Raw genomic sequence first — 25,839 nt, forward strand, 5'->3', positions numbered from 1 at the left:
ACATAGTCAGGAGAAAAAAATTTCGCGTATTATACGGCTTACTGCCTGAGTATTCAGTGGTGTAAACCCTGTATCAGCGGCTGTATTCATAATGGATGAGAATAAAAGGGCAATTATTTATTGCGCCTTGCCAGGGTGTCCGGAATGGGACATACCCCCTGCTACACTCAGAACAATAAAAACCAATTCGATAGCGAGATCAGGGATTGTGAGCAGCAAAACGTCAGTTTTTTCATCACCGAGACTCTGGGGATACAGTGCACTTCTGGCCAGTATGTCCCTTGCACCTATCGCTCACGGGGACGTGGAACAACTCCACGGTGACGAAATGGGCGACGTCTATATCATGGACACTGTCACCGTAAAACCCAAAAACGAATCCTCATCAACGCCTTATTACGATGGAGATCTGCAACACCGCGAAGACCGTGATGATCCACTGTCTGACATAGCGCAACAGGCCCAAAGCCAGGCGACCCAGAGAGGACTGGCGGAATCATTAGGACTGGATACGATCACCAGCGACAACGCCTACTCATTCGACTTTGGGCAACATGTCAATGATGGCATTGCCCAGATGCTGGATGCTCCACCCGATGGCGTGGTCGTCGGCGGCTCGAATGGCAACTATACGCTGACCAACCAGGGTGTCACGGCGACTCTGACCCAAAACCCGGACAATTCCTGGACTTATGCCTTGCCTAACGGTTTAACCATGACCGCTGGCCCCAACGGGCTCCAGATCGATGGTATCCCAAGAAACGGCATACCTGCTGACACTAATGTCCCTGTCAGCGCACCGGTTGTCATCGACAATACGGGATCAACCATCGGCATTGATATACACCCCCCCCAGTAACCCTCTATCACTGGAGCCCAGCCGGGCTCCAGAATGACACATCAGCATACCTTCCATTTCTTTATCTATACTTCCCGAGCCGTATCTCAAGGACATACGCTTAATGAGTCATTTTATCCTTACCGCCACCGGACCCGATCTCCCTGACATTGAAAAACAACTTTTTAACAGCGTGACCCAGCATCATGGGCACACAATTGAAAGCAATATGTCGCATATGGGAGGTCATTTCACAGGAATGATGTTATTCAACATCGAACCACACAATACTTACGCATTAAAAAGCTCACTGAAAGCTATTGAATACTCAGGCATTCATGTGGAGATAGAGCCATCAGAGGAAAGAGAGGGATATAACAAGCATATCGCCATTAATGTCATTGCGGATGATTCGCCAGAACTATTATCTGACGTAGCCCGTATATTGACTGAAAAAAGGGTTCGCCTTGGCAATGTGCAAATGGATACCTTGTCTGCCCCCTATACCGGGGAAGCTCTGCAACGCATACAGGCCAAGCTGTTTTATCCTGCAGACACGACCCTCGACACCATCCAAGCCTCACTGGAATCCCTATCCCCTGAATTGATGGTCGAGTTTTCACCCGCGACCGAGAGCGACGTTACGCCACCACCGCCTCCGGCTTGAGATCATAGAGCTCACTGACAAGATTTTTCAGGACACCCTGCGCCTCTTCATAGCCTGTATCCAGATCCTCAACCACAGAAAAGTGATCGATGCGATGGGTAATGTAGCGAACGATGTCCTTCCGAGCCTTGAGACCACTGAGCACTGCTGTGGCGCTAAGGCGGTTGAAGTCTTCTACCAGTTGCTGAAGATTGATGTTATCAGCCATCTTCAGGAACCGATCCTGGCACACGACAAGGCGATAATCGATATTCACCAGCTTGTAATTCTCTGTCAGCCGCGATGGCTCCAGCATGCCCGACAAGAAAAAGTCTGTAAAGAGTCAATACATGGCAAACTAATAACAATGTCATTAGCACCGCAACCGTTAAGACTGAGTGACAATATCCATGACTACAACATCAACTGAAGAGATGACGTGAAGAGAATACTGGATAAGGAGAAAAGAGAGAGGAGTTTGAAACGTTAAACTGTCTCCTGACCTGCTACAGTCTTTTTTACATTGCTGCATTCAGGTCAGGCAGACGACTCTGTATGACTACCAGAGAAGGTTAGATAACCTCACGCCGGCATGACAGACCCCGTCATCCCAATACTGCCATCATTACGTGCTACAAGATCATGACAGCTCTCCATCGTCTCCTTCACGCCACGACGGAACGCCTTATCCAGAACAGAAATACCAAAGTTGACTTCGCACCCCTGAACACCCGCATCCAGACCAAACTGATAGGCTGCACGCTCAGCTGTATGTGCCCATTGCAGGCTTTTACGGTAACAATCTTCCATCCTGGCCACAACACCTGCGGAATACATAGTCAGAATATCTTCTACGCGCTGATCAAGCTGTAATGATGAATATGTTTCACCCACTGACATAAATCGGAACCTCCAAACGTAAGTATCAATTTTTTTGTACTGCTGTTTTTCAACTCCGAGTCAAATTTACATCGTTTTCCGGATGAAATGCTTGTCTATAACTGGACTAGATTTTGTCCCTGAGTATACTGGTGATAAATCAACACGCCATCAGCTGTACCGGCCTCAACTGGAGCAGTCTGATGTACACGTCACACAACACCAACGATTTCCCCAGCGAAGACCCTATAGACGTCTGGGAGGCTCTTCTTAATAAACTACAGCCGTTCACTGTTGCCCCATATTCCGAGGGTGCATTTCAAGGCCAGCTTAATCTGGCAAAACTGGGCGACATACGATTAAGCACCGCTAGAGTAACGGAACATCTTCTCCAAAAAAATGCAGCAGAAATAGCACGAAGTACGAATGATGAACTGGCTTTGATTTTTCCACTCTATAACAGCCTTGGCATTATTCAAGGCGACAATCGCTATCGACTCAGCCAAGGGCAGGGGCTGGTACTTGATTTGAACAAACCACTGACTGCCGACTTTTTTGAACCTCATCTTACCTTGAACCTGACCATCCCAAGAGAGTTGGTCTCAGGGCTTTCAGACTCATTACCCAAAGACAGCCCAATCCTTCTGGATGCCAATCAGGGTATGGGACTCCTCCTGAAAAATCACTGTCAGACATTACTGGAAACCCTAGAAACGATTGATTGCGTCAACGTCCTGGACAATCTTCCTGGACACCTGACACATTTGATCGGATTAACACTGGGCGTTTCGGCCAAAAACACTGAAAAAGTGCGCCCCACCGTAGAACAATTAAGACTGAAATCCATCTATGAAGAAATTGAAAACCAACTGCATGACCCGGAGGTAACACCGGATCGAATCGCAAACGCTATCGGAATATCGAAAGCCTATCTGTTCAAATTACTGTCACGGGCCCACACCAGCTTTCGACAGGAAGTACTGACCAGACGATTGAAAAAAGCCCGAAAACTCTTGCTGCAAAGCAATCTCAGCCATTTATCAGTTTCCGAAATTGCTTATCGACTTGGCTTCAACAGTCACAGTCACTTCAGCCGCAGCTTTCAAAAGGCATTTGACCAATCACCCACCGATTTTCGCAAAACCCGACTGCAAACCAAAATCGATAATGAACGACAGTTTGACCTTCCCAATCTGAGCGCCTGAGCTTTATATGGCAGGTTGTCGTATGCAGCCTGCCAAAACCCCCTCTACAAACATCCCAAACCTGCTTGCAGATAACCACTATCACGCCTACGTATTCATGAAGGCATATCGCACGAAATTTTCTTGCGCAACGTTGTATACCAAGCGCTTGCTTGGTATGGTTCACTGATCCACCTGAGAGGTCTGAACTGTGACACGTAAAAATAACAAAACAGTTCGTATCGGTTGCGCCAGCGCCTTCTGGGGCGATACCGAAACGGCGGCTGCACAGCTAGTACAAAGCACCCGTATGGATTATCTGGTTTTCGACTACCTTGCGGAAGTAACCCTGTCAATCATGGCCGGGGCGCGCATGAAAAAACCGGATGCCGGCTATGCGCTGGATTTTGTCAGTCACGTCATGAAACCGCTACTGTCCGATATTGCCGCCAAAGGCATTCGTGTTATCAGTAATGCCGGTGGCGTTAATCCGACGGCCTGTCGCGATGCCCTGCAAGCATTGATTCATGAGGCAGGACTGGACCTGAAAATTGCCCTTGTTGAGGGTGATAATCTGATGCCACAACTGGGCGAACTCAAGCAAAGCGGTATCACCGAGATGGATACTGGCGCCGACATGCCGGAACGTCTGGTAACCATGAACGCCTATCTCGGCGCTCCCGGTATTATCGCAGCGCTTGAGGCTGGTGCAGACATTATTATTACCGGACGCATTGCCGACAGTGCCCTGGTTACCGCGCCACTGGCTCATGAATTCCAATGGTCAACAAACGACTATGATCATCTGGCTCAGGCAAGCCTTGCAGGCCATATCATTGAATGTGGCGCGCAATGCACCGGGGGCAATTTTACTGACTGGGAAAGCGTTGAGACAGGCTACGCCAACATGGGTTTTCCTGTCATTGAATGCCATGCGGACGGCTCATTCATTGTCACAAAGCCCGATAATACCGGTGGTACAGTGACATGTCAGACTGTCGCAGAACAACTGGTCTATGAGATAGGCAATCCCACTGCATACCTGTTACCTGATGTTATTTGTGACTTCAGCCAGGTGCAGCTGGAACAGGTTGAAAGCGACAACGTACGTGTCACCGGTGCAACTGGTCTGCCACCAACCGGGCAATACAAGGTTTCTGCCACCTATATGGCAGGCTACAAATGCACCGTTGCCTTTTTGCTGGCAGGTATTGATGCTGCACAAAAGGGACAGCGGGTTGCAGAGGCCATTCTGACAAAAACCTCACACCTCTTTGAAACCCGCGGACTTGGCCGCTATGAGGATACGTGTATCGAACTGCTGGGCACAGAAAGCACATACGGCAAACAAGCCCGGCAACAACACTCCCGGGAAGTCGTCGTCAAGATTTCCGTCAGCCACGCCAATCAAAATGCCCTGCAACTCTTCTCCCGTGAAATAGCCCAGGCGGCCACCGCAATGGCTCCGGGTATTACCGGTGTGCTGGGAGGAAGGCCCAGTGTATGGCCTGTTATACGGCTGTATTCATTCTTGCTGGATAAAGAAAAAGTAGCTGTTTCGGTCACCTCAGGAGAGACAACACAGCCCGTCAGCATTGATACGGAACACAAGGACGCCGCACGCCAGACCAGCAGCGTTACAAACACGACAGCGGAACTCCCTGCCTGCACTACCAAGGTTCCACTGATCAAACTTGCTCTGGCCCGCTCTGGAGACAAAGGCAACCATGCCAACATCGGTGTGATTGCCCGTCAACCAGAATACCTGCCGTTTATTCAAACAGCCTTAACAGAAACTGCGGTTTCTGACTGGATGCAACATGTTCTGGATCCCGGGCAGGGGAAAGTCACACGCTGGGAACTGCCAGGCATTCATGCGCTGAACTTCCTACTGGAAAACAGCCTCGGCGGTGGCGGCGTTGCCAGTCTGCGAATGGATCCACAGGGCAAAGCGTTCGCTCAGCAACTGCTCGATTTTCCGGTTCCGGTGCCTGAAGAACTGGCCCGGGATATCCATCATCAAGCGACAGTGTAAACAGGGAGTACCGGATGTCTTACCAGTCTGTTTTCAGGGATAACCTCTTTGCTGACCGCACCATCATTGTCACCGGTGGCGGCAGTGGCATTGGGCGCTGTACGGCACACGAAATCGCCGCCCTTGGCGCCCGGGTGATCCTGATTGGCAGAAAGCCGGAAAAACTCGAGCACGTCTGCCAGGAAATCACAGAAGACGGTGGACAGGCTTTCACGTATTCGCTGGATATCCGGAATGAAGAAAACGTCAGGGACACGGTAAACACGATTCTATCCCGTTATGGAACAATACACGGGTTGGTCAACAACGCCGGCGGCCAGTACCCCTCTCCCTTAGAATCTATCAGCCAGAAAGGCTTTGACGCTGTTGTCAGCACCAACCTGACCGGTGGTTTTCTCATGGCCCGGGAAGTCTATAGCCAGAGCATGAAAAAAACCGGGGGTGCCATTGTCAACATTACCGCCGACAACTGGAACGGTATGCCCGGCATGGGACACTCCGGCGCAGCACGTGCCGGCATGGTGAACCTGACGAAAACCGCCGCCTTTGAATGGGGACCCAATGGCGTACGGGTTAATGCCGTTGCCCCGGGGTGGGTAGCGTCCAGCGGACTCGATACCTATGAAGGTCCGGTCAAAGCCATTATTCCAAAGCTAAAAGACAGCGTGCCACTCAAACGATTAGCCACTGAATCAGAAATCAGTGCCACCATCTGCTTCTTACTCAGTGATGCCAGCGCCTTTATCAATGGCGAAACCATTCGTGTAGATGGTGGCGCCCCTCTGGGCACCAGCCTCTGGCCGATGCAGGCCAAAGCGCAAAACAACACACCATTCAATGGTTTTCACCGAGCCGAAACACCGGATGTACTGGCCACCAACGAGGACGACTAATGCCGGCGATTGAATCCACCCTACAGCCTTCCTCCCAAGCTTTTCACAGTAACCGGGAAGCGATGGAATCCCATGTCACTGCATTCCGCGCTCTGGAAGCCCTGCCCAATCAGAAGGCTCTGGAGAAAAAAGAAAAATATTCACAACGCGGCCAACTGCTCCCCAGGGAAAGATTGAACCTGTTACTGGATCCCGAAAGTCCGTTCCTGGAACTGTCGACACTGGCTGGCTATAAGATGTATGGCGACCGAGACGGCAGCAGTGCCGGTGGCGGCTGTATTGCAGGCATTGGGTATGTATCCGGTACCCGCTGCATGGTGGTGGTGGATAACTTTGCAGTCAAAGGCGGCACTATCACCCCTATTGGGCTAGAGAAACGCCTGCGCCTGCAACAGATTGCCCTGCAACAGAAACTCCCCACCGTGACGCTGGCCCAAAGCGGTGGAGCTGATCTGAACCATGCGACAAAAACCTTTGCCCCCGGCGGCAGAGGTTTCTATAACCAGGCACGGATGTCCGCTGCCGGTATACCTCAGGTCACTGTCGTTCATGGCAGTGCGACCGCCGGCGGTGCTTATCAACCGGCACTGTCCGACTACGTGGTCATGATTCGCAAGCAAGCTACCATGTACTTGGCGGGCCCCCCCCTGCTCAAAGCGGCGACCGGTGAAATCGCAACGGATGAAGAACTGGGGGGGGCAGAAATGCATACCCAGTCAGCGGGAACCGGTGAGTATCTGGCAGAAAATGATCAGGACGCTATCCGCATCGCCCGTGAAATAATGGCCCTGCTGCCATGGAGCCCCCCTGCACAGCCCGAAACAAGGCATCCCATTAGAAAGCCGAAATACCCCATTGAAGAACTGATGGGTATCATCCCGGCCGACCCTAAAACTCCCTATGATGTGGCAGAGGTTATTGCACGGATTAGCGATGACTCCGAGTTCCTCGCCTTCAAAAGCGAATATGACCAGCAAACCGTTTGTGGTCATCTCACGATTGAAGGGCATACCTGTGGACTGATAGGCAACAATGGCCCCATCACACCGGCGGGTGCGACCAAAGCCGCCCAGTTCATCCAATTATGCGACCAGGCCAACATACCGATTCTGTTTCTCCACAACACGACCGGATTCATGGTCGGCACCGAAGTGGAACATAACGGCATCATCAAGCATGGAGCCAAGATGATTCAGGCTGTCGCCAATGCGCAAGTGCCTAAAATCAGCCTGGTCATTGGCGGTTCCTATGGTGCTGGCAACTATGCCATGTGTGGCCGCGGATTTGAGCCAGACTTCATTTTCGCCTGGCCCAACAGCGCCACAGCCGTTATGGGTGCACAGCAGGCTGGCAAAGTCCTTCGCATCGTTATGGAGGCAAAAATGGCCCGCAGCGGACAACCTGCGGATCCCGCCATGCTGGATATGATGGAAAGCAAAACGGCGGAACAGCTGGCCCAGGGCTCTACGGCACTGTCCTGCACGGCTCGCCTGTGGGACGACGGACTGATTGATCCCCGGGATACCCGCAAGGTGCTGGCCTATGTGCTGGACATTTGTCGTGAAAGTCGACAGCGGACACTCAACAGCAACAGTTTTGGCATCAGCCGTTTTTAAGCCCGACAGTCAGGTCAACAAAAACAACATCAAGGCAGGACAGGACGATGAAATTTACCGCGGAACATGAAGAACTTCGGCGCACAGTCAAAGCGTTTGTGGACAACGAGATCAACCCCAACGCGGAAACCTGGGAAAATGAAGGAATTTTTCCGGCCCATGAACTGTTTGGCAAACTCGGTAAACTCGGCCTGCTGGGCATAGCCAAACCGGAAGCCTGGGGTGGTATGGGCCTGGATTACAGTTACCAGATGGTATTTGCCGAAGAACTCGGCCTGAGCCGTGCCGGCGGAGTAGCACTGGCCATTGGGGTCCAGACAGACATGGCGACCCCGGCGTTGGCACGCTTTGCGACGGACGACCTGAAAGAAGAGTTCCTGGCCCCCGCCATCCGCGGTGAACAAGTGGCCTGTATTGCTGTAAGTGAACCCGGTGCCGGGTCGGATGTGGCTGGTCTAAAAACCTGGGCACGCAAGGACGGCAATGACTATGTCATCAATGGCACCAAGATGTGGATCACCAACGCCACACAGGCTGATTACATCTGTCTGCTGGCCAATACATCAGACGACAAAGTGCACAAAAATAAGTCGCTGATCATCGTCCCGACCAATACCCCCGGCATTACCTTCTCCGACAAGCTCAACAAGCTGGGTATGCGCAGCTCCGATACCGCCCAGATCTTTTTTGATGATGTCCGCGTTCCCCAGCGTTACCGGATAGGTGCCGAGGGCATGGGCTTTATGATGCAGATGCTGCAGTTCCAGGAAGAGCGGCTGTTCGGCGCCTCCATGGCCATCAAGGGGCTGGAGATGTGCATCAACGATACCATCGAGTATTGCCGCGAACGTCGCACATTTGGCCAGCCGCTGATCGATAACCAGTACATTCATTTCCGTCTTGCCGAAATGCAGACCGAGGTCGAATCCCTGCGCGCACTGGTCTACCAGGCGACCGAAACCTATATCAATGGCAAAGACGTCACCCAGCTGGCCAGCATGGCCAAACTCAAGGCCGGGCGCCTGTGCCGGGAAATACCCGACGGCTGCCTCCAGTTCTGGGGTGGTATGGGCTATATGTTCGAAAGCCAGATCAACCGTGCCTACCGCGATATGCGCCTGACCTCCATTGGCGGTGGTGCCGACGAGATCATGCTGGGCATCATCTGCAAGCTCATGGGCACCCTTCCGGGCAAAAAGAAAGGTTGAGAGGAGAATGGCCATGACGTTACCAGCCTGTGAATACCTACAGCTGGAACAGCGTGACCACGCGCTGTTCGTAACCTTCAATCGTCCGGAGGTCCGCAATGCCCTGAGTCTCGCCATGGTGCAGGAATTGATGTCCGTACTGGAGGCTGCCAGCACGGATACTACCCTGCGAGCCATCATACTCCGAGGCAGTGGCGGGCATTTCTGCGCTGGCGGCGATATCCGGGATATGGCCAATGCCCGCGCACGTCTGGGCAAAGACGACAGTGATCCTTTCTACGCACTGAACCGGTGTTTTGGTCAACTCCTGGAAATGGCAGAGCAAGCACCTCAAATGATCGTCTGTGTATTGGAAGGCACTGTCATGGGCGGAGGGTTTGGGCTGGCCTGCATCTCCGATGTCGCTCTGGCGCATAGCGAGGCCCGTTTTGCCCTGCCAGAAACATCCCTTGGGATTCCACCCGCACAGATTGCACCGTTCGTAGTCAAACGCATCGGCCTGACCCAGGCTCGCCGCCTGGCCCTGCTGGGCGAATCCTTGTGTGGTGACGAAGCGGCAAGACTGGGTATTACCCATAGCGTATACAGCTCAACGGCGTCGCTAGAGGAGGCTCTTGCAAATACCCTGTCTCGCATCAAACGATGCGCGCCCAAAGCCAATGCCATCACCAAGCAGTTGATGCTGGCGGTTGGCAAAACCGATCTGGGCGTCTTGCTGGATGATGCCGCCAGAGCCTTTTCTGATGCTATCCAGGGGGAAGAAGGGGTTGAGGGAACGACGGCATTTATGCAAAAACGCAAACCCACGTGGGCGGCAGAACGGGAGAGTGAAGCATGACCGTATTCATCAAAATACTGGTCGCCAACCGGGGTGAAATCGCGGTACGTGTCATGCGTACCGCCAAAGCCCTGGGTTATCGAACGGTAGCCGTTTACAGCGAAGCTGACAGCCACTCACCGCATGTCACTATGGCTGATCAGGCTGTCTGTATTGGTCCAGCGGCTGTCGGGGAATCCTACCTTCGTTCGGATAACATCCTCGAGGCCGCCAGACGCACCGGTGCAGATGCCATTCACCCTGGCTACGGTTTTCTGTCAGAGAATGCGGCTTTTGCCCGCGCCTGTGTCGAAGCAGGTTTAGTCTTTATCGGCCCACGTCCGGACGCCATCGAATTGATGGGCTGTAAACGACAATCCAAAATCGCCATGCAGGCGGCAGGCGTTCCCTGCATTCCTGGCTATGAAGGCAATGAGCAGGATAACGACAGCCTCGAGAAGGCGGCCATGGCTATTGGCTTTCCACTGATGATCAAGGCATCCGCTGGCGGTGGTGGTCGCGGTATGCGTCTGGTTCATGATGAGAGCACATTGATAGAATCCCTGGAACGCGCCCGCAGTGAAGCCGAAAATGCCTTTGGCAATGGCCAGCTGATTCTTGAAAAGGCCATCCTCCAGCCCCGCCATGTGGAAATTCAGGTCTTTGCTGACCAGCAGGGCAATACGGTTTACCTCGGGGAACGGGATTGCTCCATTCAGCGCCGACACCAGAAAGTCGTCGAGGAAGCCCCATCACCGGCCGTTGATTCAAATCTGAGACAACGTATGGGGGAAGCTGCGGTTCAAGCGGCCAAAACCTGCAACTATATCGGCGCGGGTACCGTGGAATTCCTGCTGGACCAGAGTGGCGAGTTTTATTTCCTCGAAATGAATACCCGACTGCAGGTCGAACACCCTGTCACTGAGTTGATTACCGGTACCGACCTGGTCGCCTGGCAGCTGGATATTGCCGCCGGCAAGCCACTGTCTCTGCGGCAGGATGAAATTGCCCTGAATGGCCATGCCATTGAAGTTCGACTGTATGCAGAAGATCCTGCCAACCAATTCATGCCTCAGGCAGGCGTTATCCAGCGCTGGCAACCCGTCGAGGCCCCTGGTATCCGTACCGATGAGGGTATAGCCACGGGAAGCTCCGTAACACCGCATTATGACCCGATGCTCGCCAAAATCATTGCCTGGGGGAAAGACCGGGAAGAAGCACGTCGTCGTCTTGTATGCGCTATTGAAGATACCGCACTGGCAGGTATCAAGAGCAACCGCAGCTGGCTGGCCGCTATTTTGTCCCACCAAGCCTTTATCAATGGCGAGGCGACCACGGCATTTCTTGAACAGTATGGCGATGCGGTGGCAGAACGGAGTCAATCGCCCTCAACACAGCTGTTAGCGATCGCTGCGGTTCTCATGCACCCTCACTACAGCGGGGAAAATTCACTGAGCGGGTGGCGCAGCACTGAAGTGTCCAGCCGATGCTGTACACTGGCCTGTGATGACAAAGAAACACCCGTGACCATCACTCAACACGATGGAGAGTATCGGGTTGAAGTCAATAGTGAGCATTTCACTATCGCACTTCTGGACAGCAAAGATCACACAATCTCACTCCGGATTGATGGCGTCAGGGAAACCGTCACCTTCAGCAAACAGGCTGGCGCACTGTATATATCAACGGCGGCGGGTGACTACACCTTCCATGACCGTACCCTGCTGCCGGCAAGCAGCTCAGACCAGGCCGGCGACGGACGTATCAAAGCCAGCATGGACGGCCTGATTGTCGATGTGCTGGTCGAGGCAGGACAAAGCGTCAGCCGCGGCCAAACAGTCATGGTGCTGGAAGCCATGAAAATGGAACATCCTTTGAAAGCGGATTGCGACGGTATCCTTTGCTCGTTGGAAGTGGCATCCGGCGAACAGGTCCGCAGCCGTCAACTGCTGGCCACGATTGAACCGGACACCGCCGCCTGACCATGGACTACCGATAATGGAACAACGAACGACCTCTTTGACTGATCCGGACAGCGCCCGGGGCAAATTGTTACAGGCTGCTGCCGAGCTGTTCAGAACCAAGGGCTATGACCGCACCACCGTCCGCGATATTGCCAATGCGGTGGGCATTCTCTCCGGCAGTATCTTTCATCACTTCAAGACCAAGGACGATATCCTCGGCGCGGTGATGGAGGAAAGCGTCAACAGCCTTCTGGTTCGTATGGAATCAGCACTGGCCGAGATCGACACGCCAGTTGCACGCCTGCGTGCCATGATCCGCTGTGAACTCGAATCCATCCAGGGTGAGAACGGGCATGCTCTGGCAGTCCTGGTCTACGAGTGGCGGTCACTGTCACCGGAAAATCAACAGAAGCTCTTACACATCCGGGAAGCCTATGAACAGCTCTGGCTGACGGAGTTTACTGGTGCCACTGAACACCTGAAACCGGGAATAGAGCCTTTTGTTCTACGTCGTTTTCTCAGTGGGAGCCTGTACTGGACCACGTACTGGTATAAGGAAAGTGGTGCGCTGACACTCAGCGACCTGACTGAGATGGCACTGAAACTGATTCTGAAATAATAACCTGTCTGAATAACAGACTTGTCCACATGACCCTGACGGAGCAACCAGGATGTCCATGAAGAACAAGACCATCATCATCACGGGCGCAAGCCGCGGTATTGGCCGGGAACTGGCGCTGCGTTGTGCCCGGGATGGCGCCAATATCGTGATTGCCGCCAAATCGGCGGATCCGCATCCCTCCCTGCCCGGCACCATTCATACGGTCGCAGAGGAAGTGGAAGCAGCCGGGGGGCAGGCACTGCCTATCCAGGTGGATGTTCGCAATGAGTCCCAGGTGAAAGGCATGGTTCAGGAGGCTGCCGACCGCTTCGGTGGCATTGATGCGCTTGTCAATAATGCCGGCGCCATCAGCCTGACCTCTCTGGAGCATACGCCCCTCAAGAAGTTTGACCTGATCCATCAGATCAATACCCGGGCGGTGTTTCTCTGCTCACAGGCCGCACTCCCCTGGCTGAAAAAGTCTGATAATGGCCATATCCTTAACCTGTCACCCTCCATCAACCTGAAGGAAAAGTGGCTGACCCCGTATATTCCCTATACCGTCACAAAATACAGCATGAGCCTTCTGACGTTGGGGATGGCGGGTGAATTCCGCCGCTATGGCATCGCCGTCAATGCCTTGTGGCCCCGCACCTCTATCGCAACAGCCGCCGTGGAAAAAACCGGTGGCGATGCCATCATGCGCCGCAGCCGTAAACCGGCCATTATGGCGGATGCCGGTTATGAGATTCTCTCAACCCAGGCACTCGCCATAACGGGTCAAACGCTACTGGATGAAGATCTGCTCAGGGAACGTGGCGTCACCGATTTCAGCCAATATGCCTGCGACCCTTCTCAGGCAGACAACCTGTTTCAGGATCTCTATGTGGATTGAAAACCAGGACCTGTAATCAGGCAGCGTCCCGGATATGACACTCCCCTATAAATGCCCGCCGTAGCACACTGGCGGGCGTCAAATCATCAACATTTCCTTTATGTTCAGGCCCCAAGTCCGAATCTGGCCTTTTCAGTCCCCTATACTCTTCGTTGATACAACCCGCTTTTAAGCCACGGCTCCCGTGTAACCAACATCAGGGCCACTCAGATCGGGTTCGTTACTGGATAACGTAGTAAGTAACTGATCCAAGGAAGGAGATGTTTGCAATGATCCAAAGTAAATTAAGAATGATTGGGTTATTCGCCCTGGTTCTTATCACCTCAGGTTGTGCAACGACCAGTTCTCACAACGGCAATGCCAACTGGACGAAATGCTCTCTGGCTGGTGGTATGCTGTGGGGTCTCGGTGGTGCAGCGCAGAGTGCAGCCACTGCCGGTATCGGACTTGCCGCCGGTGCACTGGTGGGTGGTGCAGGCTGTGCCATGGCGGGTGACAGCGACGGCTCTGACAGCAAAGACAGCGGTCATCACATAGCCAAGTCAACTGTCGCAGACCAGACCAAGATCATGTTCAACTTCGATTCTTACCGCTTGGGCAGCAATGACAAGAAAGCCCTGGATAAAGTCGCAGACATGGCTGGACCCAACACAGAAATCCGGATCGCCGGCCACACCTGTAACATCGGTGCCTCTACTTATAACCAGAGCCTGTCCGTCAAGCGGGCCAATGCCGTGCGCGACTACCTGGTCAGCAAAGGCGTAATGTCTGCATCCATTAAGGTGGAAGGTAAAGGTGAAAGTTCTCCGGTAGCCAGTAACAGTACCCGCGAGGGACGTGCCCAGAACCGTCGGGCCGAGGTTGAAGTGCATCGCTCCAAACCTGCTAAGCACCATCGCGAAAAGCTGGAGCAATTCCGCGGCGCGGCACTGGATCCATACCTGATCCACCGTCATTGATATCCGGATCTGAAAATCAATACATGAGTTGATGTAATGATCTTTTTCAGCCCGATACACCGCACACCAACCATGACAGTACGACAACTGCCATGGTTGGTTTTGCTTTCAGTATTACTCAGCCCCTTTGCGCACGGTGAAGTCTATCGCTGGAAGGATAGTAATGGGGTTATTCATTTTACTGACAAACCCGTCAGTCAATCACAAGCCGTAAAGACAACTACACGTTCCTTGTCGGCTGAAGAATGGCTGCAAGCAATCCAAGGCTCCTGGAAACGAACCGGCAGCACCCCAACCCAGCAAGAACTGGCGCTGAAAGTGCTCACATTCTTCGAAGACATTCCGGCGGAATACAATTTTCCGGAAAAGGTGGTTGAAACCCTGACCATAGCGGATACCAACGTCATTCTCGAAGGCACTGCCTACAGCACCAACCAAGGCGTGGGTCGGGAAAGCACCTACCATGCTGAAGGACGCTTATCGCTGGATGAGGGGAGCGGCAAAGAGGGACGATTTTTGTTCCAGCGGGGACGCAATCCCTATATGGAAGATTTCACCCTGCTGTTGCTGCTAAATCTTCTGGATCGTCAGGATATGAAAGGCACTGAAGCCATCCAGCTGCAACTCGACGGTGACCGGATGAGCGTAACGATCACGCCACCAGACTCCGTCGGTGTCAGCCGTTTTACCATCCGCTATCAACGCCTGAAACCGTAACCCGATCGCTATAACTCATAGGCACGACAATGGCTGTCAAACGTCAGCCGTTTTTCTACGGTTTCACCATTGAATAGTGACCGAAATAATTGATACAGCTTTTGATTCTGACAGGTTGTCGCATGATCAAACGGTGAGTGCGACATGCCCACCTGATCGGCTTCCGTCAGGTTGATATAACAGGCGTTTCTGGCGACAAGATTTGTGCTGAAATGGCCATGCCGGGCCAGCTGGCGTTGCCCGAACTTCATCCTGGAGGCGCCCAATGCATAATCATTTTCGTTTATGGTGATATAGAGCCTGCGCCGGAAGGCGATACGGTCTACCCACAGTTCATGATCAAGATTATTCACATCCGCCTGACAGAGAATGACATTGTCAAAAACGCCGGTTTCCCCCTGGAAAACACCGGATTTGAACAGGCACTTGAACAGGTAATTTCCCATACTGTGGAACAGGATACTCAGGCGCATGTCACAGATATCATCGTCACTGTTATAACAACCCAAATACCGGCACAGCTTTTCTAATACACGATCCATCGCAACGACTGACTGAGTCGCTTCCCGTTTATCGCTCAGATAAGAGGCAACACCACCTGCCCTGCCGGCAAACGCCTGCCGTCCGTTCGCGGGCCAGCTGAAGGCGACCACTTCGACATCATAGAGGCTTTCCAGCTCACGGGCCGTTGCCAGCACATCGGCAAAATCATTATTGAAGCCATGCACATAAAACAGGCAATTACGCTGGTGTTGCTTCATGCGTTGCTGAAGATAACGGAATGCATACTCACTGGCAGGCACGGGCTTGCCATTCATTAAACAGGTGTCATCAAGAATATCCAGGGACCACCCCTGTGCATCCTGATAGTCAGCTATGGCGACACGCAATTCATCAGATCCGAGCGTATTGAATTCGGCACCAAATCGTTGACAGGGGTCATCTTCCTCATGAAGGCAGTTACGGTTAGTAATTATGATCATGAACAGCCCGTCCTTGCCCCGACCTGCAAAGCATGATGTTTGTTTTCGGGTCCATCGTACAGCATACCGAGAAGCCAGCGAACAGCACTTCCCAGTATTTTTACACTCAAACAGAATATTCGGTATCACGAAACAATATTAGGTCCTGCATGCGTATTTACCGATACCGTTCTACGCTTACCACCTAAACTGGAGAGAAGGGCATGACTGGTTTAATGAAGCAACTTTCCATCCCCAACCTGTCAGAAGATGATTTCCTGCTGGACAGGCTGGAAGAGCAGATTCACCGATTTGAGCAGCTTCTGGAAACACGTTTTCATGGAAGAGAGGATGCTGTTCCGGAGAAAGAATTCTCCAACAATCCGTTGTCTTCAGCACCGGGTGGCGTGTTTGCTGAAGACAACGGATCGTACCGGAAAGAAAGACAGTAATCGCAGAATTACCCACCGTATTCCCGGAGGGATTTACTGCATCGTTGCGGCCCCCAGTAGATTGCTTACGATCCTGTCGTTATACATCGCTACAATCGTTGGGACGCTATTTGTATTAAAATTGATCAAGGACGGCTCAATGTAATGCCAGAACTTACCCGCCTTCTCCAATGCTTCATTACCAATCGTGCTGGAGTCCCTTGACTGCTCTATCAATATGCGCAAACGCTGGCCAAAGGCGGCTGCCATGGCATCGGTCGATTCAACATCATCATCCCCCGTGTAGATACCCTCTGCACCACCAACCATGGTAGACAGCAGGAGGTAAGCCATTGTCAGCTGCTCCATTTCCACACTGAGCTGCAGCAAACGAATACGCAACGGATCCCCTTCATTCGCGGCCAGTACTGTGGTTTCGATACTATCCAGCAGGGCGATCATCTCATCACGGCTTTTGTTGATATCGACAATCGCATACGCATTGGTATAGCCGTTGTCCTGAATATCATTGGCCAATGCATGCTCTTTGAAACGAAGCCAACGCGATTTCAGCGCCTGAACGTCCGCTGCCAGAACAGTGTCGTCCTTCTCCACCCATGTTTCGAGAAGCGCTTCAGCGTTCTCGAGTTTCTGATCCAGACGATCAATCGCCGACTGATCGCCCGCTTCCAGGGTAATAATGTGAAATGCACTGACGATATGAAACACATGACGTTTCATGGCATAAACATCATCCTGGGTTACCCCCCAGGCCCATGCACCTTGAAACAGCAGCAGAAACGTCACCAGCCAGCGGAAAGACATGGCAAAACTCCTTTTTAGCACAAGCTTGTTATTATTTTTGATATGTCAGCGCTCAAGGCTTACTGCAGAATAACATGAAAGCTGGATGGGATTCTTGACCGGCTTCCCGTTATAGCCTGCTATTCTGGCAAAGCCGGTTCTGCGACTTCCACTGGTCCAGCCGCCTCTATGCCAGTCAGTCGACGTATCCTTTCCGCTGCCGCCAGCACAACGGCTTCCCCTTCCGCTATCGCGTCCACCGAACGACTGAAGTCAAACATGCCATATTCCGACAGCTGGGGGGTTAACAGGATATCCGGAGGATCCCCCGCCATTCGGCTCCGGGTGATACGATCCTGCATAATATGAATAGAGGTTGCCATTACCTCCATAATGCCTGGTGCTTCCTGACGAGGCTTCTGCGGCCCGATAAGACCACTCAGTTTTTCACGCCAGACAGATGGCTCCACTTCTTCCTGGCGCCGTGATCTTGGGCGAACAAGGTGCGTATTCAGATCCACTGCAATCACAACATCCGCCCCCATGGCACGGCAGAGGGAAACCGGTACCGGGTTCACCAGGCCACCATCCAGCATCCAGGTGCCATCTCGCAATACCGGCGCAAACAAACCGGGAAATGTACAGGACGCACGTACCGCATCCAGAATGGAGCCTTCGCGGAGCCAGATTTCCTGCCCGGTTTCCATGTTGGTCGCTACCGCTGCATAAGACCGCTCAACATCTTCAATCAATGCATCACGGTCGTTTTCTCGGAAAAACTGCAGCATTTTATCGCCGCGCACCAGTCCACCAGACAACGTCACATCCACCAGCCCCATGACGTCACGCCAGTGCAGTGAACAGACCCAATCCTCAAATTCATCCAGATAACCACAGGCATAAGCGGCGCCTACCAGCGAACCGGCTGAACAACCTGTCACTATTTCTGGTTCAATACCCAGGGTACGTAATCCCTTGAGTACACCGATATGCGCCCAGCCCCTGGCAGACCCCGAACCCAGCGCAATACCTATTTTCCTGTTACTCACGGCGTAAACTCCATCTCCGGACAAACAGGTTGATCAATCATCAGAGTGTTTCCCTGAACATCACACTAAAAACGACCAATGCCGAATAAAAAGAAAAACTGTCGTTTACTACTGTTTGAAATTATACGTCCAATCAGCCGGTGTACGATGACAGACATTGTAAATTTGTCATCGACACATCCACTGGCGAACAGGTGTTACAAGAGAACCAAACTATCTCTTGCCTGTAGAGAAAAGGGTCAGATAGCAGAAAGGCACTGAAACTCCCGCAAAACAAAGTCATCGGTCATACCGCTTAGGTAATCAATCAGCAGTCGCATGCGGTAATACCATTCAAGCTCCTGCTTTTCCTGGGCGCTAGTAGTGCTATCAGCCAGTTCAGCAGTAGGCCTCAAGTAGGCTTCCACATACCGCTTGGGCAGCCGATGAAATAAACGCTGGGAAATAAAGTAAGGACTGTGCTCCTTACGTACCATCGCGGCAATATCATCGGCGCTGATTTCCAGTAGCGGACGATAAATTTCCAGCAATCCTTTAAGCGCGGAATACCCCCGCAATTCCGGGGTTTCTACCTCCTTACTGCTGAACACATGCTTGCGGGCCACTTGCTTGAGGGTTACCAATGCCAGGTGCTGTTCAGAACCGCCATCGATAAGGGGTTCATTCAGGCTGCCCGCATAGATCTGCTCATGACACTCGATGTATCGCTGTGCTGCATACGCGGCCAGATCATTCACCAGCCGGGTACGGAAACGGGTAATGAATCCATGCGCGGTGATATCCGCTGTCATGGCATCTTCGATGATATCCGGCAGATACTGGCTTTGCCCATGACACCGCTCTGTCCACTCATCCTCGAGGAAACTGCTAAGCGTGCTGAGGGTCAGGATGCCCTTATCCACAGCATCTTCCAGATCGGCAATGCAGTAAGAAATATCATCCGCCGCCTCCATGATATACGTCAGTGGATAACGGTGACCTTCAGCAATGCCGAGATGTTGCCAGATATGCTGTATCAGTCCTTCTTCCGCATAGTAATACCCCGGCTTACGGTTCAGATAATCAAAGCCAAAACCATTTTTATCCCTGGGCTGATAAGCGGGTCGGGTATATTTGATCAGGGCCGCAATCTGGGAACAGGTCAGGTTCAGTTCCTGAAGGGTCGCGATAATACGAACCCCCTGCGCATTCCCTTCAAACAGGCAAACATCCGGTAACAGGACCTCATTGAACAGTGTGCTGGTTTCAGCGTCACCGGATGCTTTCTGATAACAATGCCCGGCATGCTTCTTCATCCAGTCATTGATTGCGGCTTCACCGAAATGGCCGAATGGCGGATTACCCACGTCGTGCATCAGGCAGGACATTTCAACTAAGTTCACAAACGCGGTTTCAATGCCCTCCAACCCAAGCTCTATGAGTTTGCCCTGTTCTCGGAATGCGGCCAATATCCGACGTGCAATAAAACGCCCGGTTTGCTGCACTTCCAGTGAGTGGGTCAGGCGGCTGCGTACAGCGGCATTGGTTTCCAGTGGATAAACCTGGGTTTTCTGCTGCAGGCGTCGAATCGCCGAGGACTGGATGATACGCCCGCGGTTGCTCTCCGTTTCCTCGACAACATCCCGGGCATCCGAGACTGAGCTGGGTCGAAGCCGTTCCGTTGTAATTTTGTTGCGATAGTCCATAGAAGGCGCCATACCGTGTCTGTCCGCAGGCTGAAATTGATCATTTATCCAAGCATAACCGGTTCCCGTGCAGGTGTCGTCAGCGTGTCGGGTTCAACCCCGGGTTCCATGATAAACTGTTGGGCTTTCACGAATCCGCCACGTACATGGTCAATGATCTTCCATGCGAGAACTCACTGAGCTGCGCGCCGAATTTCCCATTCTCCGGCAACGCGCCAACGGTTATCCTCTGATCTACTTGGATAATGCCGCCACTACCCAGAAGCCTGAAACCGTCATCAATGCGGTCAACGATTATTACCGCGAAGCCAACGCGAATGTCCATCGTGCCTCCCACTTCCTGAGCGCCAGGGCAACCCATGCCTTTGAGGATGCCCGGGACACGGTACGCCGCTTCCTCAACGCCGGCCATACCGATGAAATCATCTGGACCCGGGGCGCGACAGAGGCCATCAACCTGGTGGCGCACAGCTGGGGGCTCAGCACGTTAAAATCCGGTGATGAAATCCTGATTTCAGCCATGGAACATCACGCGAATATTGTGCCCTGGCAACAAGTCTGCCAGTTCACCGGCGCCAGCCTGAAAGTCATTCCCATCCATACCAGTGGCGAACTGGACATGGAGGCCTTCCGGCAATTGCTAGGTTCTCAAACGCGTCTGGTGAGTATCTGTCAGGTCTCCAATGCTATTGGCACCGTGAATCCCGTTTCCGACATTATCAGGGAAGCACACACCGTCGGTGCCCGTGTACTGATTGATGGTTCACAGGCCGTCGCCCATTTCCCGGTCGATGTTCATGCGCTGGACTGTGATTTCTATGTATTCTCCGGTCACAAGGTCTACGGTCCTACCGGCATCGGCGTTCTGTATGGCAAACGCGACCTGCTGCAGACTATGCCACCCTGGCAGACCGGCGGGGAAATGATCGAACGCGTCAGTTTTGAGGGTACCACCTTCAATTCACCACCCTTCCGGTTTGAGGCGGGCACCCCCAATGTCGTTGGCGCCCTTGGACTGGCTGCAGCCATCGACTTTCTGAATCAATGTGACCACGACCAGCTTCAGGCGCATGAAAAATCCCTGCTGGAACAGGCGACAGAAGGCCTGAATGCCATACCCGGCCTCCAGATCATCGGTACAGCGCCACAGAAAACGTCCGTTATTTCGTTTGTGATGGAAGGGCTGCATAACCAGGATATCGGAACACTGCTGGATCAACAGGGCATTGCGGTACGAACAGGCCACCATTGCACCATGCCACTCATGTCAGCTCTGAACCTGTCGGGTACCGTCAGGGCATCTATCGCCCTCTATAACACTGAGGCCGAAATTCAGGCTTTGATTGAAGCCGTAGCCGCCCTGCAAAAAGACAGCCTGTCATTCACGACAGAAACCGAACATGCCACCACCGCGGCAACAACCATTCCGGAGGCCTTTACCTGTGAATCCCCTCAGGCCAGCGACACGGGCAGCGTGATTGAAGCACTGCAGGCATTGCGGGGCTGGCAGGAGCGTTATCGTCACATCATGTTGCTGGGGAAAAAACTACCTGCGTTACCCGAATCCATGAAGCAGGAAGAAAACCGGCTCCATGGTTGTGAAAGTACCGTCTGGCTGCATCATTATTACGATGAAACGACCATGCGTCTCTATTTCGCCATCGACAGTGATGCCCGTATTGTCCGCGGACTTATCACCCTGATTCTGTCAGCATTTAATGGACAAACACCCGAAGCGATTGAGAACTTCGATATGGAAGCGAGCTTTGATCAGCTGGGACTCATGCATCACCTGAGCCCTTCGAGGGGCAACGGTATTCGGGCTATCGTGAAAGAAATCCAGCTGACAGCCCATCGCTACCGGTAGCGTTTTATTTCACGACCGTTGTTAACTTCTCGATAATCCGGGCAACAGCGATAAAACCAAACGTCGCTGTTACGACAGTCGCGGCGCCAAAACCACTGGCACAGTCCATTTTCATGGAACCCGCAGCATCCGGTTTGGTCTGGCAGACAGAACCGTCCGGCTGCGGATAACGAGCCGCCTCCGTGGAAAAGACACATTCAACAGCAAAGCGTCGCTTGGGATTTTTAGAAAAATTATGAAAACGGCGCAGCTGATCCTTCACCTTGCGTGACAGCGGATCCTGGATCGTTTTGGTCAGGTCAGCCACCTGGATTTTCAGAGGATCAACCTGGCCACCCGCACCTCCAGTGGTGATGATCTTGATCTTGTTCCGCTTACAATGGGCAATTAACGCGGCCTTGGCCCGGAAGTTATCGATCGCATCCAGCACGTAGTCAAAACGCTTGTCGATCAATTCACCGACATTTTCCGGTGTCACAAAGTCATCCACAGTATGAACAACACACTCAGGATTAATCTGCCGGACTCGTTCAGCCATCACCTCGGTCTTATCCTGACCAATCGTATTGGCCAGCGCATGAATCTGACGGTTGGTGTTGGTGACACAGATATCATCCAGATCAATCAGAGTAATCTCTCCAACCGCCGACCGGGCCAATGCTTCCGCTGCCCAGGAACCGACACCACCAATGCCGATCACACACACATGGGCACGACGCAGCCGCTCGGTCGCCTCAACGCCATACAGACGACGGGTTCCGCCGAAGCGCTGATCAAAGCTGTCTGAAGACATGAAAACAGAACTCGCAGGTATCAAAAGGTGGGCATTATATCAGGCAGAAACAGAATACGAGTCATCCGGAGATACACAGCTTATCAGGATCGATTGGCCTGTCCGTCTATTTTTTCCGGGAATCCTGCAGATAAGGCGCCAGCAAAGCATTCCAGCTATTAGTCAGCACATCATATTCATCAATGCACAGCTCGCGTCGATCCTGATCTATGTCGACCTCCTCCATCAAGTCGGCGTACTTATCCGGATCACTGCCATAGATATGACAAAGCGTTGTGTAATATCGCTGAGCATCCAGGCTGTGTTCGTCCCAGAAGTCAGGCTCTTCCAATCTCTCGTAATCCTCACTTTCCAGTGCAAACATGTCTGCAGCCGACAGCGCAATGTCCTGACCATGTTCAAATCGCTCAATCAATAGCAGCGTTGCCAAGCTGTCAGCCGCATCCTCCTCTTTCGCTACTACCGGGAGTTTATTCATACTGATAATGGCATGGCCAAATTCGTGCAACAGTGTATGAGCCAATACATCCAGCGCCGCATTTTGGGAGGTAACGCCGGTTTCTGCATAATTCGCGTTTTCAAAGCGTTCTATGGCCTCAGCAAAGAAGTCGTAAGAAATAAGAATGGTGTGCGCTTCTTCATCATAAGCAGGATCATCGTCACCACCGAACTGTATCGTCAAGCGTTCAGATAAACGGTAACGCTCACGCATTAACTCGATGACGTCCTGTACCAGAGGCGATTGCTCAATCACCTGCTTTATCGCCTGCGTCTCAGAATCCGATGCTGGCAAGAAGCGCACCTGTACCGTATTACCGGCCAATACCAGGCCAGAAACAAAGATGCAGCAAACCGCAGAAGCAAACCTTCTTATCACCAGCATTCCCCGTCGAACCATGTCTACAGTCTCAATTTTACATCAGGCTTGCATGGCTTCATCCCGAATCCATCAACTGCCTAACGATGAGCAGCCAATAGGAAGGGCGCAGTGCCTGAATAGATTAATCAATGATTGTGCTCGAGAGAATGTAGCAGGGACCAGAATCACGTCATCGACTCATAGCCGCTATTTCATAAACCAGACTGTTAGCCTTACAGGTTTCACCTAAACACAAGAGAAACAACAATGATGTTCCACGCTACTCAGGTGCCAACCTGAATACATCAAAAATCTCGATATAAGCTTTCAGTACCGGCTATGTAACAGCGCTGTTCCCCTTCCTAGAATCCAACACCAACAGACTACAGCCCCACAAACAGTCTGCTTACTAACGAGGGAATTCACATGTCAGAGAATGCTTACGATAGCGGTCGCCTGAACCTGCCTTTTGTCGGACACTGCACCTTCGCCAAGGCTCCCATCTGCCTGGACTGGGATAACATCGATGCTGACGTCGCCATCCTCGGCGTGCCTAATGACATGGGTACCCAGTGGCGGAGTGGCGCCCGCTTCGGGCCTCGTTCCATCCGTGAAGCCTCCACCCTGTTCTCCTTTGGCCATGGCGGCGCTTACGATCATGAAGACGACACCCTGTACCTGACCCAGGAAGAAGTGCGCATGGTTGACGTTGGTGATGCCGATATCGTGCATACCGACATGAACAAGAGCCACGCCAACACCAAGGCTGCTGTGAAAAAAATCCTGGAACAGGGCGCCATGCCGATCGTCCTCGGTGGCGACCATTCCATCAACTACCCCTGTCTGGCGGCGTTCGAAGGTCGCGGCCCGATCCACGTCATTCACTTTGACGCGCACCTGGATTTCGTCAATGAACGCCACGGCGTCCGTTACGGTCACGGTAACCCGCTGCGTCGTGCCTCTGAATCCAGCCATATCTCTGGCATGACCCAGATGGGTATCCGCAACGTTTCTTCCTCCAGCCGCTCTGACTATGACGATGCCCGCGCCGCCGGCTCTGACATCATGTCTGTTCGCCAGGTGCGTGAAATGGGTACCGCGGAAGTACTGTCCCGCATTCCGGATCGCGACCAGTACTACATCACCCTGGATATTGACTGCTTTGATCCCTCCATCGCACCGGGCACCGGCACCCCGAGCCATGGTGGTTTCCAGTACTACGAAGTCCTCGAAATCATCAAGGGCCTGACCCGCAAGGGCAACATTGTGGGTATGGACCTGGTCGAAGTCGCTCCGGCCTATGACCCGGCAGGCGTCACCTCCATTCTGGCCGCCCAGGTATTGATGAACAGCATTGGCTTCATCTTCCACGAGCGCGCCCTGAATAAACAGCAATAATAAGGCCTCGACACAGTCCGCGACGCACCCACTGCGTCGCGGACCTGTCATTAACCGCAATCACAGCATGTCGGCTGGATGGACAGATGCAGGCTGACATCAAAATAAGCGGTTGTCGTTCCAGACATAATCAGCATCCATAACCAGGGTTATGGGCAGGGGGGAATATGGAAACGATTAATCTGTTTTTTGTCTGCGGCATCCTGGGCGCCATTGCCATTGTCGGCGCCTACTTTCTGATCCAGCTGGAAATCTATGCTGCCGAGCACATTGTGACGCTGTCGTTGAATCTCGGCGGTGCCTTTCTAGTCCTTATCTCGCTGTACGACGGCTTTAACCTGGGTTCACTGGTGATTCAACTGGTCTGGATTGTCATTGGTCTGGCGGGACTGTACAAAAAACTGCAACCGAGGAGAGCGTAAACGATGGAAACCATTAATCTCTTCGCGCTGGCGGGTGTCGTTGCAGCAATATTTCACACTTGCGCTTATTTCCTGATACAGCTGGATATCATCAAGCCCACCCATTACTCCACACTGTTTCTCAACCTGGGCGGTTCAGTGCTGTTTCTGATTTCCCTGTCGGAATCATTCAATATCGGCTCATTCCTGATTCAATGCTGCTGGTTCTGTATCGGTGTCACCGCGCTGTATCGGAAATTGAAAGCCGCATACTTCACCGCCAGAAGTAACGCGATGGCCTGATCTTTATGTCGTTACTTTGGCTTTGAGGTCTGTCA

The 25,839-nt window shown here is 52.6% G+C and carries 26 protein-coding genes; 18 read left to right on the forward strand and 8 right to left on the reverse strand.

Features of this window, described 5'->3' with window-relative positions; genetic code table 11:
* Window positions 1-208: 208 nt before the first annotated feature.
* Together ABD892_RS26265 and ABD892_RS26270 are read left to right on the forward strand one after the other, a co-directional pair.
* On the forward strand, window positions 209-859 hold the full coding sequence (locus tag ABD892_RS26265) for a hypothetical protein (RefSeq protein WP_345199333.1): 651 nt from the start codon (window positions 209-211) through the stop codon (window positions 857-859).
* Between the two features lie 103 nt (window positions 860-962).
* Entirely contained in the window at window positions 963-1,505 is a 543-nt protein-coding gene (locus tag ABD892_RS26270; protein ID WP_345199335.1) for a glycine cleavage system transcriptional repressor, read from the forward strand.
* Here ABD892_RS26270 and ABD892_RS26275 read toward each other — a convergent pair.
* Entirely contained in the window at window positions 1,480-1,800 is a 321-nt protein-coding gene (locus tag ABD892_RS26275) for a hypothetical protein (protein WP_345199337.1), read from the reverse strand. The two genes, ABD892_RS26270 and ABD892_RS26275, sit on opposite strands and share 26 nt — an antisense overlap.
* A gap of 266 nt (window positions 1,801-2,066) precedes the next feature.
* On the reverse strand, window positions 2,067-2,384 hold the full coding sequence (locus ABD892_RS26280) for a hypothetical protein (RefSeq protein WP_345199338.1): 318 nt from the start codon (window positions 2,382-2,384) through the stop codon (window positions 2,067-2,069).
* Between the two features lie 182 nt (window positions 2,385-2,566).
* On the opposite strand from ABD892_RS26280, the gene ABD892_RS26285 reads away from it, so the two are divergent.
* From ABD892_RS26285 to ABD892_RS26335, 11 genes are all read left to right on the forward strand, one after another.
* A complete protein-coding gene (locus ABD892_RS26285; protein ID WP_345199339.1) occupies window positions 2,567-3,568 on the forward strand; it encodes a helix-turn-helix domain-containing protein in 1,002 nt (333 codons plus the stop codon).
* A gap of 190 nt (window positions 3,569-3,758) precedes the next feature.
* Window positions 3,759-5,582, forward strand: a complete 1,824-nt coding sequence (locus ABD892_RS26290; protein ID WP_345199341.1) for an acyclic terpene utilization AtuA family protein — start codon at window positions 3,759-3,761, stop codon at window positions 5,580-5,582.
* A gap of 14 nt (window positions 5,583-5,596) precedes the next feature.
* The gene (locus tag ABD892_RS26295) at window positions 5,597-6,475 is read left to right on the forward strand and encodes an SDR family oxidoreductase (protein ID WP_345199342.1); all 879 of its coding nucleotides are present in this window, start codon (window positions 5,597-5,599) and stop codon (window positions 6,473-6,475) included.
* Entirely contained in the window at window positions 6,475-8,091 is a 1,617-nt protein-coding gene (locus ABD892_RS26300) for an acyl-CoA carboxylase subunit beta (protein ID WP_345199343.1), read from the forward strand. The genes ABD892_RS26295 and ABD892_RS26300 overlap by 1 nt, the downstream gene beginning before the upstream one ends.
* Window positions 8,092-8,138: 47 nt before the next feature.
* Window positions 8,139-9,299 (forward strand): acyl-CoA dehydrogenase family protein, encoded by a 1,161-nt coding sequence (locus ABD892_RS26305; RefSeq protein WP_345199344.1) that lies wholly within the window; start codon window positions 8,139-8,141, stop codon window positions 9,297-9,299.
* Window positions 9,300-9,312: 13 nt separating this feature from the next.
* Window positions 9,313-10,137, forward strand: a complete 825-nt coding sequence (locus ABD892_RS26310; protein WP_345199345.1) for an enoyl-CoA hydratase/isomerase family protein — start codon at window positions 9,313-9,315, stop codon at window positions 10,135-10,137.
* Window positions 10,134-12,098 carry an acetyl-CoA carboxylase biotin carboxylase subunit gene (locus tag ABD892_RS26315; RefSeq protein ID WP_345199347.1) on the forward strand — a complete coding sequence of 655 codons (1,965 nt, stop codon included), beginning with the start codon at window positions 10,134-10,136 and terminating at the stop codon, window positions 12,096-12,098. The genes ABD892_RS26310 and ABD892_RS26315 overlap by 4 nt, the downstream gene beginning before the upstream one ends.
* A 16-nt stretch (window positions 12,099-12,114) precedes the next feature.
* Window positions 12,115-12,699, forward strand: a complete 585-nt coding sequence (locus ABD892_RS26320) for a TetR/AcrR family transcriptional regulator (protein ID WP_345199348.1) — start codon at window positions 12,115-12,117, stop codon at window positions 12,697-12,699.
* Window positions 12,700-12,757: 58 nt separating this feature from the next.
* Window positions 12,758-13,576 carry an SDR family oxidoreductase gene (locus ABD892_RS26325; protein WP_345199349.1) on the forward strand — a complete coding sequence of 273 codons (819 nt, stop codon included), beginning with the start codon at window positions 12,758-12,760 and terminating at the stop codon, window positions 13,574-13,576.
* Between the two features lie 269 nt (window positions 13,577-13,845).
* The gene (locus tag ABD892_RS26330) at window positions 13,846-14,535 is read left to right on the forward strand and encodes an OmpA family protein (protein ID WP_345199351.1); all 690 of its coding nucleotides are present in this window, start codon (window positions 13,846-13,848) and stop codon (window positions 14,533-14,535) included.
* 72 nt (window positions 14,536-14,607) lie between these two features.
* On the forward strand, window positions 14,608-15,252 hold the full coding sequence (locus ABD892_RS26335) for a DUF4124 domain-containing protein (RefSeq protein ID WP_345199352.1): 645 nt from the start codon (window positions 14,608-14,610) through the stop codon (window positions 15,250-15,252).
* 8 nt (window positions 15,253-15,260) lie between these two features.
* Here the strand turns inward: ABD892_RS26335 and ABD892_RS26340 are convergent, their stop codons facing one another.
* Window positions 15,261-16,235 carry an alpha/beta hydrolase gene (locus tag ABD892_RS26340; RefSeq protein WP_345199353.1) on the reverse strand — a complete coding sequence of 325 codons (975 nt, stop codon included), beginning with the start codon at window positions 16,233-16,235 and terminating at the stop codon, window positions 15,261-15,263.
* A 203-nt stretch (window positions 16,236-16,438) separates the two neighbouring features.
* On the opposite strand from ABD892_RS26340, the gene ABD892_RS26345 reads away from it, so the two are divergent.
* Window positions 16,439-16,666, forward strand: a complete 228-nt coding sequence (locus ABD892_RS26345; protein ID WP_345199354.1) for a hypothetical protein — start codon at window positions 16,439-16,441, stop codon at window positions 16,664-16,666.
* Between the two features lie 33 nt (window positions 16,667-16,699).
* On the opposite strand, the gene ABD892_RS26350 is transcribed toward ABD892_RS26345, so the two are convergent.
* From ABD892_RS26350 to dgt, 3 genes are all read right to left on the reverse strand, one after another.
* Window positions 16,700-17,470: a hypothetical protein gene (locus tag ABD892_RS26350; protein ID WP_345199355.1), complete on the reverse strand. Its 771-nt coding sequence runs from the start codon at window positions 17,468-17,470 to the stop codon at window positions 16,700-16,702.
* A 119-nt stretch (window positions 17,471-17,589) separates the two neighbouring features.
* Entirely contained in the window at window positions 17,590-18,498 is a 909-nt protein-coding gene (rssA, locus tag ABD892_RS26355; protein ID WP_345199356.1) for a patatin-like phospholipase RssA, read from the reverse strand.
* Window positions 18,499-18,737: 239 nt separating this feature from the next.
* Window positions 18,738-20,195: a dGTPase gene (dgt, locus tag ABD892_RS26360; protein ID WP_345199357.1), complete on the reverse strand. Its 1,458-nt coding sequence runs from the start codon at window positions 20,193-20,195 to the stop codon at window positions 18,738-18,740.
* A 151-nt stretch (window positions 20,196-20,346) separates the two neighbouring features.
* On the opposite strand from dgt, the gene ABD892_RS26365 reads away from it, so the two are divergent.
* The gene (locus ABD892_RS26365) at window positions 20,347-22,050 is read left to right on the forward strand and encodes a SufS family cysteine desulfurase (protein ID WP_345199358.1); all 1,704 of its coding nucleotides are present in this window, start codon (window positions 20,347-20,349) and stop codon (window positions 22,048-22,050) included.
* Window positions 22,051-22,054: 4 nt separating this feature from the next.
* Here ABD892_RS26365 and tcdA read toward each other — a convergent pair whose 3' ends face one another.
* Both tcdA and ABD892_RS26375 read right to left on the reverse strand, forming a co-directional pair.
* Window positions 22,055-22,843, reverse strand: a complete 789-nt coding sequence (gene tcdA / locus ABD892_RS26370) for a tRNA cyclic N6-threonylcarbamoyladenosine(37) synthase TcdA (RefSeq protein WP_345199359.1) — start codon at window positions 22,841-22,843, stop codon at window positions 22,055-22,057.
* A 106-nt stretch (window positions 22,844-22,949) separates the two neighbouring features.
* On the reverse strand, window positions 22,950-23,720 hold the full coding sequence (locus ABD892_RS26375; protein ID WP_345199360.1) for a DUF4344 domain-containing metallopeptidase: 771 nt from the start codon (window positions 23,718-23,720) through the stop codon (window positions 22,950-22,952).
* A 408-nt stretch (window positions 23,721-24,128) separates the two neighbouring features.
* Between ABD892_RS26375 and speB the strand changes: the two genes are divergently transcribed.
* The 3 genes from speB to ABD892_RS26390 all read left to right on the forward strand — a co-directional run bounded on the left by speB (window position 24,129) and on the right by ABD892_RS26390 (window position 25,804).
* Window positions 24,129-25,100 carry an agmatinase gene (gene speB / locus ABD892_RS26380; RefSeq protein ID WP_345199361.1) on the forward strand — a complete coding sequence of 324 codons (972 nt, stop codon included), beginning with the start codon at window positions 24,129-24,131 and terminating at the stop codon, window positions 25,098-25,100.
* A gap of 167 nt (window positions 25,101-25,267) precedes the next feature.
* Window positions 25,268-25,522, forward strand: a complete 255-nt coding sequence (locus ABD892_RS26385; protein ID WP_345199363.1) for a CBU_0592 family membrane protein — start codon at window positions 25,268-25,270, stop codon at window positions 25,520-25,522.
* Between the two features lie 3 nt (window positions 25,523-25,525).
* Window positions 25,526-25,804 carry a CBU_0592 family membrane protein gene (locus ABD892_RS26390; RefSeq protein ID WP_345199364.1) on the forward strand — a complete coding sequence of 93 codons (279 nt, stop codon included), beginning with the start codon at window positions 25,526-25,528 and terminating at the stop codon, window positions 25,802-25,804.
* Window positions 25,805-25,839: the final 35 nt, after the last annotated feature.

The organism is Kistimonas scapharcae (genome assembly GCF_039540975.1).
Lineage (GTDB): Bacteria > Pseudomonadota > Gammaproteobacteria > Pseudomonadales > Endozoicomonadaceae > Kistimonas > Kistimonas scapharcae.